At 45.2% G+C, this 17,061-nt stretch carries 14 protein-coding genes; 2 read left to right on the forward strand and 12 right to left on the reverse strand.

Features of this window, described 5'->3' with window-relative positions; all coding sequences use genetic code 11:
- Positions 1-54 precede the first annotated feature (54 nt).
- Both H525_RS0101680 and H525_RS0101685 read left to right on the forward strand, forming a co-directional pair.
- Positions 55-1,515, forward strand: a complete 1,461-nt coding sequence (locus tag H525_RS0101680) for an IS1380 family transposase (protein WP_027414760.1) — start codon at positions 55-57, stop codon at positions 1,513-1,515.
- Between the two features lie 199 nt (positions 1,516-1,714).
- Positions 1,715-2,323, forward strand: coding sequence for a hypothetical protein (locus H525_RS0101685; RefSeq protein ID WP_027414761.1), 609 nt, complete (start codon positions 1,715-1,717; stop codon positions 2,321-2,323).
- 588 nt (positions 2,324-2,911) lie between these two features.
- On the opposite strand, the gene thrS is transcribed toward H525_RS0101685, so the two are convergent.
- The 12 genes from thrS to coaE form a co-directional block, all read right to left on the reverse strand.
- Complete coding sequence (gene thrS, locus H525_RS0101695) at positions 2,912-4,831, reverse strand: threonine--tRNA ligase (RefSeq protein ID WP_027414762.1); 1,920 nt, start codon at positions 4,829-4,831, stop codon at positions 2,912-2,914.
- Positions 4,832-5,428: 597 nt separating this feature from the next.
- Complete coding sequence (locus H525_RS22445; protein ID WP_081413176.1) at positions 5,429-6,448, reverse strand: transglutaminase domain-containing protein; 1,020 nt, start codon at positions 6,446-6,448, stop codon at positions 5,429-5,431.
- Positions 6,449-6,592: 144 nt separating this feature from the next.
- Entirely contained in the window at positions 6,593-8,278 is a 1,686-nt protein-coding gene (locus H525_RS0101705; RefSeq protein WP_035099608.1) for a methyl-accepting chemotaxis protein, read from the reverse strand.
- Positions 8,279-8,352: 74 nt separating this feature from the next.
- Positions 8,353-9,462 (reverse strand): cyclic dehypoxanthinyl futalosine synthase, encoded by a 1,110-nt coding sequence (mqnC, locus tag H525_RS0101710; RefSeq protein WP_027414764.1) that lies wholly within the window; start codon positions 9,460-9,462, stop codon positions 8,353-8,355.
- A gap of 137 nt (positions 9,463-9,599) precedes the next feature.
- The gene (locus tag H525_RS0101715) at positions 9,600-9,821 is read right to left on the reverse strand and encodes a hypothetical protein (RefSeq protein WP_027414765.1); all 222 of its coding nucleotides are present in this window, start codon (positions 9,819-9,821) and stop codon (positions 9,600-9,602) included.
- A gap of 78 nt (positions 9,822-9,899) precedes the next feature.
- Positions 9,900-10,826 carry a primosomal protein DnaI gene (dnaI, locus tag H525_RS0101720; RefSeq protein WP_027414766.1) on the reverse strand — a complete coding sequence of 309 codons (927 nt, stop codon included), beginning with the start codon at positions 10,824-10,826 and terminating at the stop codon, positions 9,900-9,902.
- 12 nt (positions 10,827-10,838) lie between these two features.
- Positions 10,839-12,338 (reverse strand): replication initiation and membrane attachment family protein, encoded by a 1,500-nt coding sequence (locus tag H525_RS0101725; protein WP_027414767.1) that lies wholly within the window; start codon positions 12,336-12,338, stop codon positions 10,839-10,841.
- Between the two features lie 35 nt (positions 12,339-12,373).
- Positions 12,374-13,990, reverse strand: coding sequence for an MBL fold metallo-hydrolase RNA specificity domain-containing protein (locus H525_RS0101730; protein ID WP_027414768.1), 1,617 nt, complete (start codon positions 13,988-13,990; stop codon positions 12,374-12,376).
- A 34-nt stretch (positions 13,991-14,024) separates the two neighbouring features.
- The gene (gene nrdR / locus H525_RS0101735) at positions 14,025-14,492 is read right to left on the reverse strand and encodes a transcriptional regulator NrdR (protein ID WP_027414769.1); all 468 of its coding nucleotides are present in this window, start codon (positions 14,490-14,492) and stop codon (positions 14,025-14,027) included.
- A gap of 124 nt (positions 14,493-14,616) precedes the next feature.
- Positions 14,617-15,651, reverse strand: coding sequence for a glyceraldehyde-3-phosphate dehydrogenase (locus tag H525_RS0101740; RefSeq protein ID WP_027414770.1), 1,035 nt, complete (start codon positions 15,649-15,651; stop codon positions 14,617-14,619).
- Positions 15,652-15,855: 204 nt separating this feature from the next.
- On the reverse strand, positions 15,856-16,467 hold the full coding sequence (locus tag H525_RS0101745; protein WP_245590377.1) for a lytic transglycosylase domain-containing protein: 612 nt from the start codon (positions 16,465-16,467) through the stop codon (positions 15,856-15,858).
- Positions 16,464-17,060 carry a dephospho-CoA kinase gene (coaE, locus tag H525_RS0101750; RefSeq protein ID WP_081413177.1) on the reverse strand — a complete coding sequence of 199 codons (597 nt, stop codon included), beginning with the start codon at positions 17,058-17,060 and terminating at the stop codon, positions 16,464-16,466. Before coaE ends, H525_RS0101745 begins: the two co-directional genes overlap by 4 nt.
- Position 17,061 lies beyond the last annotated feature (1 nt).

Here is a 17,061-nt window from a genome sequence, read left to right on the forward strand (position 1 = left end):
GTCAAAGGTTAAAGCACCACACAATAACCAACGAGAGGGAGTGTCCTTAGCAATATGGTACCACAACCATCGAACCATACGCCAGAACGAAATACTCGCCGCAAACGCCGAATCGAAATTCTCGCGGAGCGTCGTCGGATCAAGAAGATTCTGAAGAAGCTGCGCCCCGTCACCTTCGACAATGACACCGTGACCGAAGCTGGGAACTTCCAGTTCCTCGTTCGGTTTAAAGAGCTTATCGGTCTCGACACCCTCATCGACAGTCACTTCTATTTGGAACAAAGACCCAACTGTATCTATACGACCAACCAGCTTATCAATCACTTGCTGGACTGTGTTCTACTTGGTCACACGCGTTTTGCACACATGAACGCGTTGCAGTCGGATTCCGGATACCAAATTGTTACCGGTGTCGATCGTTTTCCTGATGAGAGCACCTTCCGCGGCTTCTTGAGCAAACTCTCCTGGAGCCATCTGATTCAACTCATCGCCTTGAACCGGGATCTGTTAGCACAAAAAGCCCGAACAGGTGACAAACGCCTGGTTTGGATCGATATCGATGATACTGTCATTACTCTGTTCGGTGAACAGGAAGGCGCGTTAAATGGCTACAATCCACGCTATCATGGCCGTCCCTCATACAAAGTTCGGGTTGCCTTCGTCGCCGGTAGCGGCGAACTGATACATCTACAACTGAATCCCGGCAACACGAACGGGATGAAAGATTTGCTGTCATTTGTCAAGGAAGTCGAAGCGATGTTGCCGCCGGAATGGATCATCGAAGGGATTCGGGCCGATTGCGGCTTTGCTGATGAAGCGGTGATGGCATACGCCGAAGAACGCGGCTGGCAGTATATCTTCAAGTTGCCGAAGAAAGCGACCATCAAGAAGGCAATTGCCTACTTGGAGAACCATCCGATGTTCTGGGAGACGCTGGAGGAGAAGCAGGACGAGATCGCGTATGCAACGGAAGACGATCGTTGGTCGGCAGCCGATATCCCGATTCTTCTGACGAACTGGGAAAAGGCTCGTCGTTGTGTTATTTACCGGGAAGCTCATGAAACGGAGCGTACAAAAGAAGACCAACTGACGATGATGCTCATCACGTATTCGTATCAAGCGATCGTCACCAATACCGATCTCAAACCGCTGCAACTGCTTCGCTCATACAATGAACGTGCAAATATCGAAAACCGGATCGATGAACTGAAAGAGGGATATGCGGTAGAGCAAAATAGCCAGCATTCCATGCTCCGCAACCTGTTATTCAGTTGGATCAAAGCGATTGCTTACAATGTGATGGTCTGGTTCAAGCAGACACTGATGCCGAGATCGCTCCAACGATGCGAAGTCCAAACGATTCGACGGATGGTGATCCGGGTGCCCGGCAATGTGGTCGGTTCCGGACGATACCAGCATATCCGGCTTGCGCCGAATCCGACGTTGGCTGCCATCATTGGCACAATGCAGCAGAAACTTCGAGAGTTGGCTCAACGATTCATGACCGTTCTTTAATCGGCTTGAAGCCTCGATCATTATCAAGACATGTCAACCTGTAAAAATCAGGGTTTCTTTGGGTTGCCCAAAAAATCCCCTAATACAGCAACACGAGGTGAAAGTCTTAGAACCATCACCACAACATACGGATTAGAAACGGGAACTCAGTAGCTAAGACAGATTATCCACAGGTTTGAGTTATCCACATTCCGATTTCATGTTAAACATTCAATTAGATAAAAATATAAAAAGCAAATTCAAAAAAAACCTTGATAACGAAATCTTACATGAGGAGACGACCACTCCAAAAAGTGATTTCATGGCAATTAAAATTAATAAGCAGTTTAAAATGCAAATTCATTATAATTACTTATATATTTTATCAAAATTAGGTGAACAGCCACCTCAAAATATCAAATCTATAATCATTAATAACCTACTTGAATCTGAAAAAATCATGGACAAAAATGAAATAGCAAGCATTAAGGGAAATTACTTCATATATATGTTGAGAAATCACTTTCATCTTTCCTTAGGCAAAAATTTCAATCAAACACTTCCCCATAATATAAAGATGCTTCAAACTAAAGATGGCGGGTTTACGTTCCTTCCAAATAAGAACAGTATAGGAGATGTGTATTCAACCAGGATGGCTCTTGAGATTATGGACGACTATGATAAAAATTTGTTTAGGAATGAAATCAACAGGGTAAAAAAATTTGTGTTAGCTAACATAAAAAATCAAAAGCAAGCCACTTCATTGATAGAAGCGGCAGAATTTATCAATTTGGCAAAAATGGCTGGCGTTAACGTGAATCCTGATTAGGCTTGTTATTTATGCAGATTTTTTCGTTTCCATAATGTTTTCCATTTGCTTGTTACCGTTAGATAGAATGCATATACAATACCTATAAGCGCCACTAGGAATACAACAAATGCAATGATTTGAAAAATTAAATTTCCCCATTCAATGTGTATCATTTTTTATCATTCCTTTACATTTTTTCCCATTATAACATATAATTTATGGCATTTGAATCGTTATATATTATGGATAAAATCCTAATTTTTTCTATAAAAAGATAATTTTATATTTTTTGGTGCCGTATGTTGTTTTTTCTTACAAAAAAAATTTGAAATAAGTATCAAAAAACGCAAAAAGTAGAATACTTATGTGATTTACTGGTGTAGAAAGAACTGTTTTTCATCGCCTCTTACTGGAACTTCCTATCACCTGAGTATCATATATTGACTGAGTCTGGCAATCACATACCAACCAAGAAAAGTGATCCACTAAAAAAGTCAAAGTCAGTCCATACCAAAAGTATTCTGGGTGATTGTTTTAAATCCAATAAGAAAAAAGCGGCCTCTGCCCGAGTAAAAACTAAGTCAGAGGCCACTCCACTGTGGTTACCTAATATTTCTTTGTTTCAATCTCATCGAGAATCAACGAAATGACATCGTCGACCGGTTTCGCGCCGAGGTCTCCTTCGCCGTAGCGGCGGACGGACAGCGCGCCGTTTTCCATCTCTTTATCCCCGATGACAAGCATAAACGGAACCTTGTTAATCTGGGCCTCACGAATTTTGTAGCCGATTTTTTCATTTCGGCTGTCGACTTCCACACGAATGCCCTTCTCCATCATTTTTTCCCGAATCTCGTTCGCATAAGATACGTGCGGTTCAGCAATCGTAATCAGCTTGGCCTGCACGGGAGCTAGCCAGGTTGGGAAAGCACCGGCAAAGTGTTCGGTTAAAATGCCGATAAAACGGTCAATCGACCCGTAAATCGCACGGTGAATAACGACCGGACGGTGCTTGTTATTATCTTCCCCGATGTAATGGAGGTCGAATTTTTCCGGCATTTGGAAATCGAGCTGAATAGTCGCACATTGATGGCTCCGTTTAATCGCATCCTTGATATGAAAATCGATTTTTGGGCCATAGAACGCGCCATCCCCTTCGTTAATGCGGTATGGAATGTTCATTTCATCTAATACGTTCTGAAGCGATGACTCTGCGAGTTCCCACAGTTCGTCACTGCCCATCGAATCTTCCGGTCTTGTTGACAATTCAACACTGTAAGGGAAGCCGAACACACCGTAAATTTTATCAACAAGCTCGATGACGTTTTTAATCTCAGATTCAATCTGATCCGGCCGGACAAAGATATGGGAATCATCCTGTGTAAATGTACGCACACGAATCATTCCGTTTAATGCGCCGGAGAATTCATGGCGGTGCACCTGGCCGAATTCAGCCATGCGAAGAGGCAGATCCCGGTAAGAGTGGATTTTATTTTTATACACGAGCATATGGCCCGGGCAGTTCATCGGTTTGAGCGCGAATTTGGTATCATCCACTTCTGTAAAATACATGTTTTCATGGTAATGGTCCCAATGGCCGGATTGCTCCCAAAGGCGCTGATTCATCACAAGCGGAGTTTTTACTTCCCGGTAGTCTCTTTCTACCTGCAGTTCGCGGGCGTATTTCTCCAGCTCGTTGCGGATAATCATGCCGTGCGGCAGATAGAACGGCATGCCCGGCGCTTCCTCGGAGAACATAAAGAGTTCAAGTTCTTTCCCCAGTTTGCGGTGGTCGCGTTTTTTCGCTTCCTCTATAAAATGAAGGTATTCTTCCAGGTCCGATTTTTTAGCCCAGGAAGTCCCGTAAATCCGCTGAAGCATCTGTCGGTCAGAATCACCGCGCCAGTATGCGCCGGCAACGCTCATCAGCTTAAATGCTTTGATTTTACCGGTAGAAGGAACATGCGGCCCGCGGCATAAATCGAAAAATTCTCCCTGATGGTACATCGTGATTTGTTCGCCTTCCGGAAGCTCGGAAATAATTTCAACTTTAAGAGGGTCATTAAGCTTTTTGTAAATATCAAGCGCTTCCTCTCGCGATACCACTTTGCGCACAATCGGCAGGTTTTCACTTACAATTTTCTGCATTTCTTTTTCAATTTTACCAAGTGTTTCAGGGGTAAAAGTCTCTTCCGTATCAATATCATAATAAAAGCCGTCCTGAATCACTGGTCCTACACCGAGACGGACTTTATCTTCACCGAACAACCGCTTGATTGCCTGAGCCATCAAGTGTGCAGAACTGTGGCGAATCACTTCCAGGCCTTCCGGGCTGTCTTCCGTAACAATTTCAACAGCCGCATCCTCTTCCAGAGGGGTAGCCAGATCGACCACTTTCCCATTTAATTTTCCTGCCACCGCTTTTTTCTTTAGGCCAGGGCTAATGGAAGCTGCAACGTCTTCAATGGTTGTACCGGCATTGTATTCGCGTTTTGAACCATCCGGTAAAGTAACGTGGATAACAGACATGTGTAAATCTCCTTCCAAAAAGATGTAAAATAAAAAACACCCTCATTCCCCTAAGGGACGAGCGTGCTGTTCTCGTGGTACCACCCTGATTTAGCAAAACAAACACAAGTGCTTGTTCTGCCCTCATTTCAATCCATAACGGAGGAAAACCGGCTCTTCATACTATGCATGCGTGTGCTATTCTGAATCGCAGCTTAAAGGGGGTAATCAACTATCCTCGCATTTAGAAAGCTCACAGCCTCTGGCTTTCCTCTCTGGTAAACCGATTGAATAGGATCGTATCCTTGTCATTGCCTTTTTATTTTGTTTATTTACTTCACCATTATAGGTACATGCAAAATGAATGTCAAGTTTTCCTCCTTTACCCCGTTCTTACTCATTTTTAAAAATGGCCAAAAAAATTTAATTTTTGAAAAATAAATATTGATAACGCTTACAATTCTGTGTATACTATAAATGTAACCCCCTTTAAACGGGTTGACACCTCCTGGAATTGAATTAATCTCTCCACTCCTACCTTTGGATCCGTTGGTAACGGGTCTATTTTTTTTCCTCTGTACAGCTTGTGAGACGATCCTTCCCTCTCAACTGCTTTTTCTACTTGAAAAAGATCGTCTTAAGTTCATTTATAAGCAGGCCAAGTACAATCCACAATTGGGAGCCCAATGTTTGAATCGCCTGAACGATATTTTGCTGCTTGCCCGAAGCCGCTTCGATACGGTTTGTTTTTACGGTTGCAGGAAGGGTGTCCGGCTGGAAGTGGGCGGCCCCGGTAATTTTGTTCTCTGCCTGTATCCCCGCGGAGTAGATGCTCTTCTTTTTTTTATATAATGTGATGGCCGGTGGATGACTTTGGAGCCAAAAGTGGTCTTTCCCTATTTGACGGTCAGTAAGGTTGTAATAATTGTACATCACTCGCCCCGGTTCGTCCGGAACCGGGTCATCCCATGTACAGTCAAGGTTATACCATTTCCCGTCCAGATTCACAAGATTCCATGTATGAGGCTGATCTCCCGCGGTTCCTTCCACGATTTGATTCTGAATGCCGGCCTTGTCCAGCATTTTATAAGCGAGCAACGCGTACCCCTGGCAGACAGCTTTCCCCTGGGTAAGGGCTTCATACGCCGTATAGTTGTTGTAGTTCGTGTCATACCGGGTATTTGCTACAATATAATCGTGAATGGCCTTTTCCTTTTCGTCATCATTCATTCCCTTTTTAATAATCCGGTTGAGAATTTGATTGACCCTCTCATCCACCTCTTCTTCCTGCTCTTTTGTCGTTCTGTATTCATATGCAAACTCGATGGCCATATCGTTGTCAAAACCCATTGCTTTAAAGCCGTGGCTTTTCAAATTATACTTTGTATAATTATCATCCCGCAGCGCTTGCTCCGTAACATCAGCTATGAGATCTTCAAGGTCGGACGTATCCCCCATATAGGTAATAGTAAAAGTCGTTTCCCTATTCTTAATATGCTGGGCTAACTCTTTTTTTAACTGCTGCGGGGTGTATACCGTCGAGGCGGCATAGGCATTCGTGCATGTTGAAAATGAACTAAGAAACAGGGCGACGGTTGACAATAAAAGAATGCTGCTTTTTTTATAAAGAGGCATCATTTATGCTCCTTGCTTTTTTGTCCATACAAAAAAACGTAATACTATACCCATAATTCTACCTTACCACGTTCTCAAAAGAAAAAAACGCCTATCCATATCACATACAAGTTATGTGACAAGGATAGGGATCGGAGTGTGAATCATTTACACTCTGAACCTAGAGACTTCACTTTGTAATTCTTGCGCAAGTTTACTTAACGAGTCTGCGGATGATGTAATCTCTTCCATAGAGGCAAGCTGCTCTTCTGAGGCAGCAGCTACCCCCTGTGTGTTCAATGCTATTTCTTTGGAAATACCAGTAAGCTGTTCCGCGGAAGCTGTCAATTGTTCTGTGCCTGCGGAGATTTCCTGGGTTGCGGAGGATACTTCCTGTACCTGGTCGGTAATTTGTTGAATGGAGTTCAAAATGCGACGGAAGGCTTCCCCTGCTTGATTAACTATGGTGGTTCCAGACGCCACTTCTTTTGTTCCTTTTTCCATGGCTTCCACCGCATCACCCGTATGCTCCTGGATTTCCTCGATCAAGGCTGCAATTTGCTCGGAAGATTGTTTAGATTGTTCAGCTAACTTCCTTACCTCATCGGCAACAACAGCAAACCCTTTTCCATGCTCACCGGCACGAGCCGCTTCAATTGCGGCATTAAGGGCGAGCAGATTGGTTTGATTGGCAATATCGCTTATCACCTCAATAATTTTCCCGATTTGTTTTGAATTTTCACCGAGTTCACGAATGACGGAAGCAGACCGCCGCACAGAAAGATTTACCGTTTCCATTTGCTGCATCGTTTTATCAATAATTTCATTTCCTTGTCTGGCTTCCTGCAGTACATCGACAGATGACTCCGAAACGGTAGAAGCAGATTCAGCAATTCGTTGTAATCCGAGCGCGCTTTCTTCCATTACTCTCTTATTCTCTTCCATACTTTTCAATTGACTATCGGCTGCGCCCGAAATATCCTGAATGGATGTAGCGACTTGATTCGCGGCCTCTACTGATTGTTCGGAACTGGCATATAACTCTTCGGAAGCAGCTGCGACCTGTTCAGAACTTGAACTCACTTTGCGAATCAATTGCTGTAAATTACGCTTCATATCGTTGAAAGAGTGCGCCATTTCTCCAATTTCATCTCTGTTTTTTATAGTAATATCAGAAACCAGAAGATTTCCGTCCGCAATTTGTTTCGCTGCTTCTGCTACAGCCACCACAGGCCTGGATATGAGCCGGCTAATATAAAAAGCAATCAAAATCCCAATCAATAGTGCCACAATTGAAATAATGATTACTGTATTGTTAACATTGGACACGGTTGAGGATGTTTGCGCACTCCCTTTGTTTAAGAAATCCTGTTGCAGATTCTCCATTTCCTGTGCTTTTTGCACTAACTGTTCATCCAGAGGACGTCCCTTTTCCGCCATGATTTTTATATAGCCCTGTACGTTATTTTGCTTTTTGTATTGAATCATTTGATCAACTACATCTCCATATTGTGCATGGATCTGCGTGATCTGCTGCATGATGTTTCTGGCTTCCTGCGTATTTATAATCTGATCCAATTGTTGTTTCAGCTCTAAAAATTTACGCTGGTTTGTTTTATAAAGTTCGAGGGATGTCTCATCACCTGAGAGAAGATATCCTCTAATTGTTTTCGCTTCTTCCGATGACAGGTATTTCAATTCTTTGGTAAGAATAACCTTCTTTGCCCGATCATTAATTAAACTGGAATATGTAGCGTCTACAGAAGAAATTTGATAGATGCCGATTGCTGAAACGACCCCCAAAAGTAAAAGAACAGCAAAAAAACCACAAAATAATTTCTTGCTTATGCTCATTTTCACGTTTCCCCCATATCAAAATATTCCACTATATATTTATATGAAGATTATTGTACAATATTTATATTTTCCTAATTCTGCATCACAAAGTCCGTTTCCATCGTCTCCCCTTCTTTGAACACACGAAGGATTTCGTATTTTGTATTGCGCTGAGCAGGAGTTTTACCCGCCTCACGAATTAGCTGGAGAATATGGTTGGTATTCACCTTAAACGTGCAGGCCGCGGCGGACACCACGTTTTCCTCCATCATTGTTGAACCGAAGTCGTTGCAGCCGTACTGCAGCGACAGCTTACCCACTTCCGGTCCCATCGTAACCCAGGAAGACTGGAAATTAGTAATATTATCGACCATCAGACGGCTAATCGCCACATTCTTCAAATACTGTTCCGGGGTTTGTCTTTCAGCCGGAAGATTCGTATTGTCAGGCTGGAACGTCCATGAAATGAACGCCAGAAAACCGTTTGTTTCGTCCTGCGCTTCGCGGATGCGAAGAAGGTGCAGCACGCGTTCCTCATACGTTTCACCGAAACCAATCACCATGGTTGCTGTCGTAGACAGGCCGACGCGGTTGGCCGTCTTCATCGTCTCGATCCATTCTTCCCACGTTCCTTTCAGGCGGCTGATTTTTTTACGCGTACGGTTATCAAGAATTTCTGCACCCGCGCCGGGAAGGGAATCGAGCCCGGCTTCTTTAAGCAGCCGCAGTACCTCTTCAACAGACTTACCTGAAACCTCCGCAATTTTCATTATTTCCGCAACTGAAAGAGAATGCATTTGAATCGATGGGAAGCGCTTTTTAATGTTTGTCAGCAGGTTTGTATAGTATTCAAGCGGGAGATTCGGGTTCGTTCCCCCCTGCATCAAAATTTCAGTTCCCTGCACATCGATCGTTTCCTGGATTTTTTTAAAAATCTCTTCATCAGGGAGCACATACCCTTCTTCGCTCCCGGGTGCCCGGTAAAAAGCACAGAACCGACAGTATGTATCGCATACATTTGTATAGTTAATATTTCGGCCAATGACAAACGTAGTAATCGGTTCCGGATGCCATTTCTCCATGATTTTATTTGCATAATAACCTATTTTCTCTACTTCATTGCTTTCATATAAATGAATCCCGTCTTCTAATCCAAGCCGTTCCCCAGCCAGCGCCCGTTCCAAAATATGATCTATCGACACGGTATTATCCCTCCAGACGAAAAGTAAACTTGGCTAGTGCCCAGCTATAGGCTGAGTGTAGCCTTTTACCAATATCCATTTTTTAATCGTAACATAATACCCCCTGCTTGCCTACAGCAGGGGGCTGCCAAAACTAGTTATTCGCCAAAACCAATTTCTTCATAAACTTCAGGCTGCCAGAATATCACACATCGTTCGAGTGGAAAATTCACCTCGCGCGATCCGTTTGGCCTGCCGTTGAAATAAATGATTTCCGTCAGAACGACGCGATTTTCCTTGATTTGCACCTCACCCTTATGGCGCTGGACAGAATTGTCCATCGCGTAAAAAACAATTTCACCAGTTCCTAATGTCTTCATCTCAACTATCTCCCCTTGTATTCTCTTTAATTTTTATCTTTTTTTACTGTACTTTACTATACCTTATTACAGTTTACTTTATTTTCTCGTTCTGCGATTCATTCCGTTTACTTCATATTCGTCCGTGTAGTAGCGAATGCGTTCCATGATGCGCATCGCCTTCAACTGCTCAATCCCCGCTTTCTGGGAATACGAAAGGTGTTCAAGCAGCTGGTCATAATTATAGTTGGACGTATATAAAACCGGTAGGCTCTCACTCACCCGGTATTGGAGAATCGCCCCTAAGATCTCATCACGGGCCCACGGAGAAAGGGTCTCCGCTCCTATATCATCCAGAATAAGGACAGGCACTTCTTTTAACGCTTGGATTTTTTGCTGGACCGTATTATCCTGCAGCGAATCTTTGATCTCCCTGAAGAAGTCCGGCGTATAAACCATTAAGGAAGCGATCCCCCGTTCAGAGAGCTTCCGCGCTGCCGCGCCCATTAAATGGCTTTTTCCTACTCCGAACGGGCCGTAAAAATATAACCCTTTCGTCCCCGGTTCACCGGGCTGCACCTGCATGCAGAACTCCATAATCGCTTTAATCGCTTTTGCTCTCTCTTTATCCGGTTCAATCGTAGCAAACGAAGCAGCGAGAATATCCTTTGGAATATGGTGGGTACGGATAAGCTTCTCCCTGTCGCGATGTTCCTGATCCATCAGCTGAAGAGGGCACGGTTTATGGCGCGTCTCAATAGAAGAGCCGGCCCAGTCAAGAATCGCCTGATGACCTTTTAATAGATTAGGGCATGCCTCCAGACCGGGACAGTTACGGCAATGCCGGGCTTCATCACAGGCTAATTGAATGCGCGACAGCGATTGCGTAATGTGCCGTGATTCAATCTCGGGATGCTTCGCCAGTAAAGCCAACACTTCAGGTTGGACGGACAACTCTTCAACGATTTCATGAAAGGAGTAACGATTACTTTTATAGGAAGAGAGCAGTTTATTTACCTGGTGCATCCGTAATTCCTCCTATTTAATTTCTCCCATCGCTTTTAACAGCTCATGAATACTTTCCTTTGTTTTCTCGTATTCCTCATCGGCAGACTCCTGGGCAGAGGCCGCGGAAGAATGTCTTTCCATTTCCTTCTGGCGGGCGAGCTGATCACGTATGAGGGGTGGGATATCATCTTTGCGGGCCGTTTTATGCTGTGAAGAACGGGATCGGGCGGGCGTCTTGCCGCCTTCCGCTTTTCCCCTCCCTGTCTGCCCGGCACTGCCTTTATGCTCGCTGTATAGCTGTTTAGCCAGTTTTTGCGCCTCTTCAACCGTACGGATATCCATGCGTTTCCAGTGGGCTGCAATTTTATAAATTAACGCCTTCGGCAGCTGTTTTTCCTGCGTAAGCATGATATATTCAAGCAGCACATTGACAACACCGTAGGGAAGTTTGTACTCTTCCAACAGCTCTTCTACGATCTTCTGATCCGAAGGTGCCACCCTTGCTCCGTTATGATAATAGGAGAGCAGCTGCAGCGGCGATAAGGAGGCAAGCATTCGATTGTGTTCTTCCTCACGCGTCCGGACCGGTTTTACCTTAGACGCACCTTCCGCTTCCGGCTTAAACTCCGGTATCTCATCCACCGCGTAAATCCGGGGGGCCTGCCCACCGTTCATATGGCGAAACCATTCTTTTGCATTGCGCCGAAGGACGGCCACATCAATCGAATGATCCGCGAGATAAATCGTTTCATCCTGTAGAAAGTATGCAAGCTGCAGATCGGTAAACTGGTATAAAAAAGCCAGTTCCTGCAATGTTTCACATACTATTGGCGTAAACAAATCTTCCTTTTTAAGAGATTTGGGCAGAAGCGCCTCAAGCAGGGCAAAGTCAACGGTTGTACTTTGGTAGGTACGATCCGCCCTGGCTTCTTCTTGAAAAGCATCCAGCATATTCTCTTTCTCCACTTCCCGAAAGAAGGAATCGGTTTCCGTTCCGGGCTCCAACGTGATTTCACTCGGTGACAGATGATAGAAAACTTCATCAAACCCCTTCGTAATGCGTTCACGGGTTGCAGAAGCCGGGGGCTTCTCAACGCTTGTGGAAAATCTGCGGCGCAGCCCACGGTAATGCTGTTTACCCACACGATTTAACAGCATGATGCTTAACGTATCGTCATTAAAAAACAAATCGGGTGAATAAGGCGGACTCAATAAATATTCGAGAATATATTCCCCCGCCACTTCAAGGCGGTACGTGTCGAGAAGACCCATCGCTTCCAGCTTGTGCCTGGCTTTTATAATCACGTCAAGCGATGTTCCCATCGAAACCATTAGGCCGCGGTGCAGCCCCGCCGTCGACGAAAAATTGGCAAGCGATACATGATGATAGAGAGTCTGGTATAGTGCAATTGGAAGAACGCCTAAGAGAGGTTGGTAGAGATGTACCAAATATCCTAATTCCGCACTGCTGATCGGCCGTTTTACCTGGATGATATAGCGGTCATTAGGAACCGTTTGTATCCATCTCATCGGACTTCACCCCCATGATCATGTTCATTGCCCTATTATATCACCGTTCCCGTTTCACAATCTTCCACTATTTCTTCTAAAATTTCAACATAACGGTCCAATTGCTCCTCCAGCATCTGCTTTTCGGCAGCTGTCATAGGTTTATCCTTGAGCAAGTCCTGCAGGGCTCTAATGTTTTGTTCAAGGCCGCTCAGCATTTTATGTAATTCCGGACCCGGCTCTGCTTTTTGCTTCTCCTTCTGCGAAATGATAGAATCTTTGCCTATATCGATCAGTTCAAATCGGCCGGGAACGTATGTATCGACTCCCATGTCAGTTTGGATCATGCTGGCGAAGTTGACGGCTACCTCTTCTTCTCCATGTACCACAAAAACTTTACGCGGTTTTTTCTTAAAGGCACCCAGCCATTCGAGAAGTCCGGCACGGTCGGCATGAGCAGAAAAGCCCTCGATATAGTGAATATGCGCGGCAACCTTGATTTCCTCATTATAAATACGCACCCGTTTTGCCCCGTCGACGATTAAGCGCCCCAGCGTCCCCTGCGCCTGGTAGCCGACAAAAACAATATGGGACTTACTTCGCCAGAGATTGTGCTTAAGGTGGTGTTTAATTCGGCCTGCTTCGCACATACCGCTTGCTGAAATAATAATCGTGCCGCTTGTTAACCGGTTCAATCGCTGGGACTCTTCGACGGAAGCGGTAAAAGTAAGACCCGGAAAGGAAAGTGGATCCATGCCCATGGCCAGATACCGCTGACTCTGCTCATCAAAGTTCTGCTCATTCTTCCGAAAAATTTTTGTCGCCTCTGTTGCAAGCGGACTGTCAATAAATACGGGCAACGGCTTAATTTCACCACTATGCAGAAGTTCTGCTATCTCATAAATGATTTCCTGCGTGCGCCCGACAGAGAAAGAAGGAATAATAATATTGCCTCCATCCTGCTGTACGGTCTGTATGATCTCACACAGCTTTTTGCGGCGGTCCACCGATCGTTCATGGAGGCGATCCCCGTACGTCGATTCGATAAAAACATAATCCGCTTCTTCAATATATTCAGGGTCACGGACAATTTCCTGCTTTTTATTACCCAGATCGCCGGAAAAAACGAATTTGTATGTCTCATCCTCGAGCTGAATCCACATTTCAATGATGGCCGAGCCTAGAATATGCCCCGCATCTCTCATCCGGACGGTGATCCCTGGCACAACATCCACCAGTTGTCCGTAAGATACCCCCTGAAATAAATGAAGGCACCGCCTTGCGTCCTCTTCCGTATAAATAGGGGAGACGGCGGGATGACCTTTCCTCCTGCGTTTTCTGTTATACCATTCCGCTTCAAACTCCTGGATGTGTCCGCTGTCGGGCAGCATAATTTCACAAAGCTCGGCCGTTGTCTTCGTACAAATGATAGGCCCGGTAAATCCCTGTTTATGCAGGCGCGGAAGAAGCCCGCTGTGGTCAATATGGGCATGCGTGAGTATAACAGCGGCAATTTCCCGCGGTTGAAACGCAAACGGTTCCCGGTTTCGCTCCTCCAGTTCTTTATTTCCCTGAAACATCCCACAGTCAACGAGCACTTTATGTTTGCCCGTATCGATTAAATAACAGGACCCTGTAACGGTCCTGGCTCCCCAAAAAAATTGTACTTTCACAATCTTCCCCCTTACTCAGCATGAACTGCCAAACCTATTGTTTCTTTTTACTGTTTCGCAACAGCTCTTCAAGTTCATTGACAAACACGTTAATATCTTTGAACTGGCGGTACACGGAAGCAAACCGGACATAGGCAACCTCATCGACATCGTACAGGGCATTCATCACAAGTTCACCGATCTCTTTGCTCTCCACTTCCGATTTCCCCGTATTCCGCAGCTCACGTTCAATTTCGTCAACGATGGTTTCCAGCGTTTCCAGGGGAACAGGCCGCTTCTCGCAGGCCCGAATAATCCCCCGCAAAATTTTCTCCCGACTGAATTCTTCCCGCGTTCCATCTTTTTTGACAACAAGAAGCGGCGTTTCTTCCACAACTTCAAACGTCGTAAATCGTCTCCCGCAATCTTCGCATTCTCTGCGCCGTCTAATGGATTTGCTATCGTTTATCGGACGTGAATCCAATACTCTTGTTCCTATATGCATACAATAGGGACACCGCATATGATCAACTCCAGTGTTTAACGTGCTTTTCCATAGTTTGTCCCATAACATTTGTATAGTCAAGAAAAAACCGCGGGCATTATACCTGCGGTTTTCTATGACGATTATGGGTATCGGGTTGCTGTTATGCTGTGATTTCCACTTTTCTCTTACTATGGGCCGCTTCGGAAACGTACTTGGCAAGGTCAAGCACCCGGCAGGAGTATCCCCACTCGTTGTCATACCAGGCGAGTACTTTCACCTGCTTCTCATTCATGACCAGCGTCGATAGCCCATCCACAATAGCCGAATTCTCATTGCCGTTAAAATCGGAAGAAACAAGCGGGTCTTCTGTAAAGCCAACAATTCCGCTCATCGTTCCTTCGCTGGCCTGCCGCAGTACGCGGTTAACCTCCTCAACAGTAACCGACCGTTTCAATGTAGCAACAAGATCCACAACGGAAACATTGGGCGTGGGGACGCGCAGCGCAAATCCGTTCAGCTTGCCCTTAAGCTGAGGAAGCACCAGTGCGACCGCCCGCGCCGCGCCTGTTGTTGTCGGAATGATGGATTGTCCGCACGCGCGGGCCCGGCGTAAATCTTTATGCGGGTTATCGAGATTTTTCTGGTCATTTGTCACGGAATGAATCGTGGTAATCAATCCGCTTTCAATCCCAAACGCGCTGTCTAACACTTTTGCGATAGGTGCCAGGCAGTTTGTTGTACAGGATGCATTCGAGACAATATGATGTTTGCTATATTCATAGTCATCGTCATTCACACCCATAACGATGGTTACATCTTCATCTTTGCCCGGAGCGGTAATGACCACTTTCTTCGCACCGGCTTTCAGGTGCTGGGACGCACCTTCCCGATCCTTGAATTTCCCGGTGGCTTCAATCACCACTTCCACATCCAGTTCTCTCCATGGAAGGTTGGCAGGCACACGATCGGATACTACTTTGGTCGCTTTCCCGTTTACGATGATCATATCATCTTTCGTTGTAACAGTATCGGCAATGTTGCCGTGAATGGTATCATACTTGATGAGGTGAGCCAGTGTTTCAACCGGATAACTGGCGTTGATCGCTACAATTTCAACATCCGGATCCTGAATTGCTTTCCGAAAGACCATCCGCCCTATTCGACCAAAACCGTTTATAGCCATTCTTGTAGTCATTAGTATGTTCCCCTTCCTCCTATTGTCACACACTATTTGCATGTCTTTATTATAATAAGTATGTCACTTTTTTCAATATGTTATCGTAAATTTGTTCATTTTGCAATATTCTACTATCTATTTTTACAAAAAAATCACCCCTTTACATTGGATGGGCCTCCCGTAGGGGATTTTCCATTCGATGTAAAGGGGTGTACCCGAAAATTACGGTTTGTTATACTCATCCTGGTATATCTTGCTGTACCTTTCTTTATAATACTCCACACGCTGAATATAATGCCTTGTCTCACCGAACGGAATGTTCGAAATGGTATCTCCCCTGCCGTCCCATACTCCCTGCGCAATCCAGCGTTTCACATTCCCCGGCCCCGCATTGTAAGCGGCAATGACAGCATAAGAATTACGGTCAAACATATCATACAGATAGGAAATATACCAGGTACCAATCGAAATGTTGGTATCCGGCTCGTCCAAATACTCCTCAGCCATTGAAGAAAAATTCGCCTGTTTTATTACCCACTTGGCCGTTGACGGCATGAGCTGCATCAATCCGACGGCCCCTTTTCTAGATACACGCCTTTGATCGAACTTGGACTCAATCTGAATAATGGCCATAACTAAATAAGGATCGACATGATAGCGGGAAGCGGAAGAAAATATTTGTTGTTTGAAATAGACAGGGTACATGGCTTTCCAGATGACACGCGAATCAAGCAGGAGAAAGATTACCAGTAAAACGATAAAAAAGAGCCTTTTCCTTGTAAATCTTTTCATGCTTCGCTCCTTATTGCCCGGCTTTTCTGCATTGACTTTCAAGGAGATGCCACCAATCTTTGAATAAGTTTATTAACCTGACGCTCAGTTTCTTCTAATGTGCCGCTGTTATCTATGACGTACGAGGCCCGCTTCTTTTTTTCTTCCACAGGTATTTGGGAAGCAATGCGGCGGAGGGCCTCCTCGCGGGACAATCCGTTTCGCTTCATTAAACGTTTCAACTGCTGTTCAGGTGTGCAATATACAACGACCACCGCTTCCACCATGTATTCCAGCCCTGACTCGTAAAGAAGCGGAATATCCAGCACAATCAGCGGAATCCCTTCCGCCACTGCATGAGCGGTAAGCTCTCGCATGCGTTTGCGCACTGCCGGATGAACGATGCCATTCAATATAAGGCGCGCCTTTTCATCTGAAAAAACAAGTTTACCGAGCCTGGCACGATCAATCTCCTGGTTCGGAAGAAGAATACTTTGTCCAAAATGTTCGGCGATAAGAGACCAGGCCTCCTCGCCTGGTCGAACGACTTCACGGGCTATGATGTCGGCATCTATGATGCGGGCTTCGCGTTCCGCCAGCATGCGCGAAACGGTGCTTTTGCCACATGCAATCCCGCCCGTCAATCCTATGATCATC

This window comes from Aneurinibacillus terranovensis DSM 18919 (assembly GCF_000430625.1).
GTDB lineage: Bacteria > Bacillota > Bacilli > Aneurinibacillales > Aneurinibacillaceae > Aneurinibacillus_B > Aneurinibacillus_B terranovensis.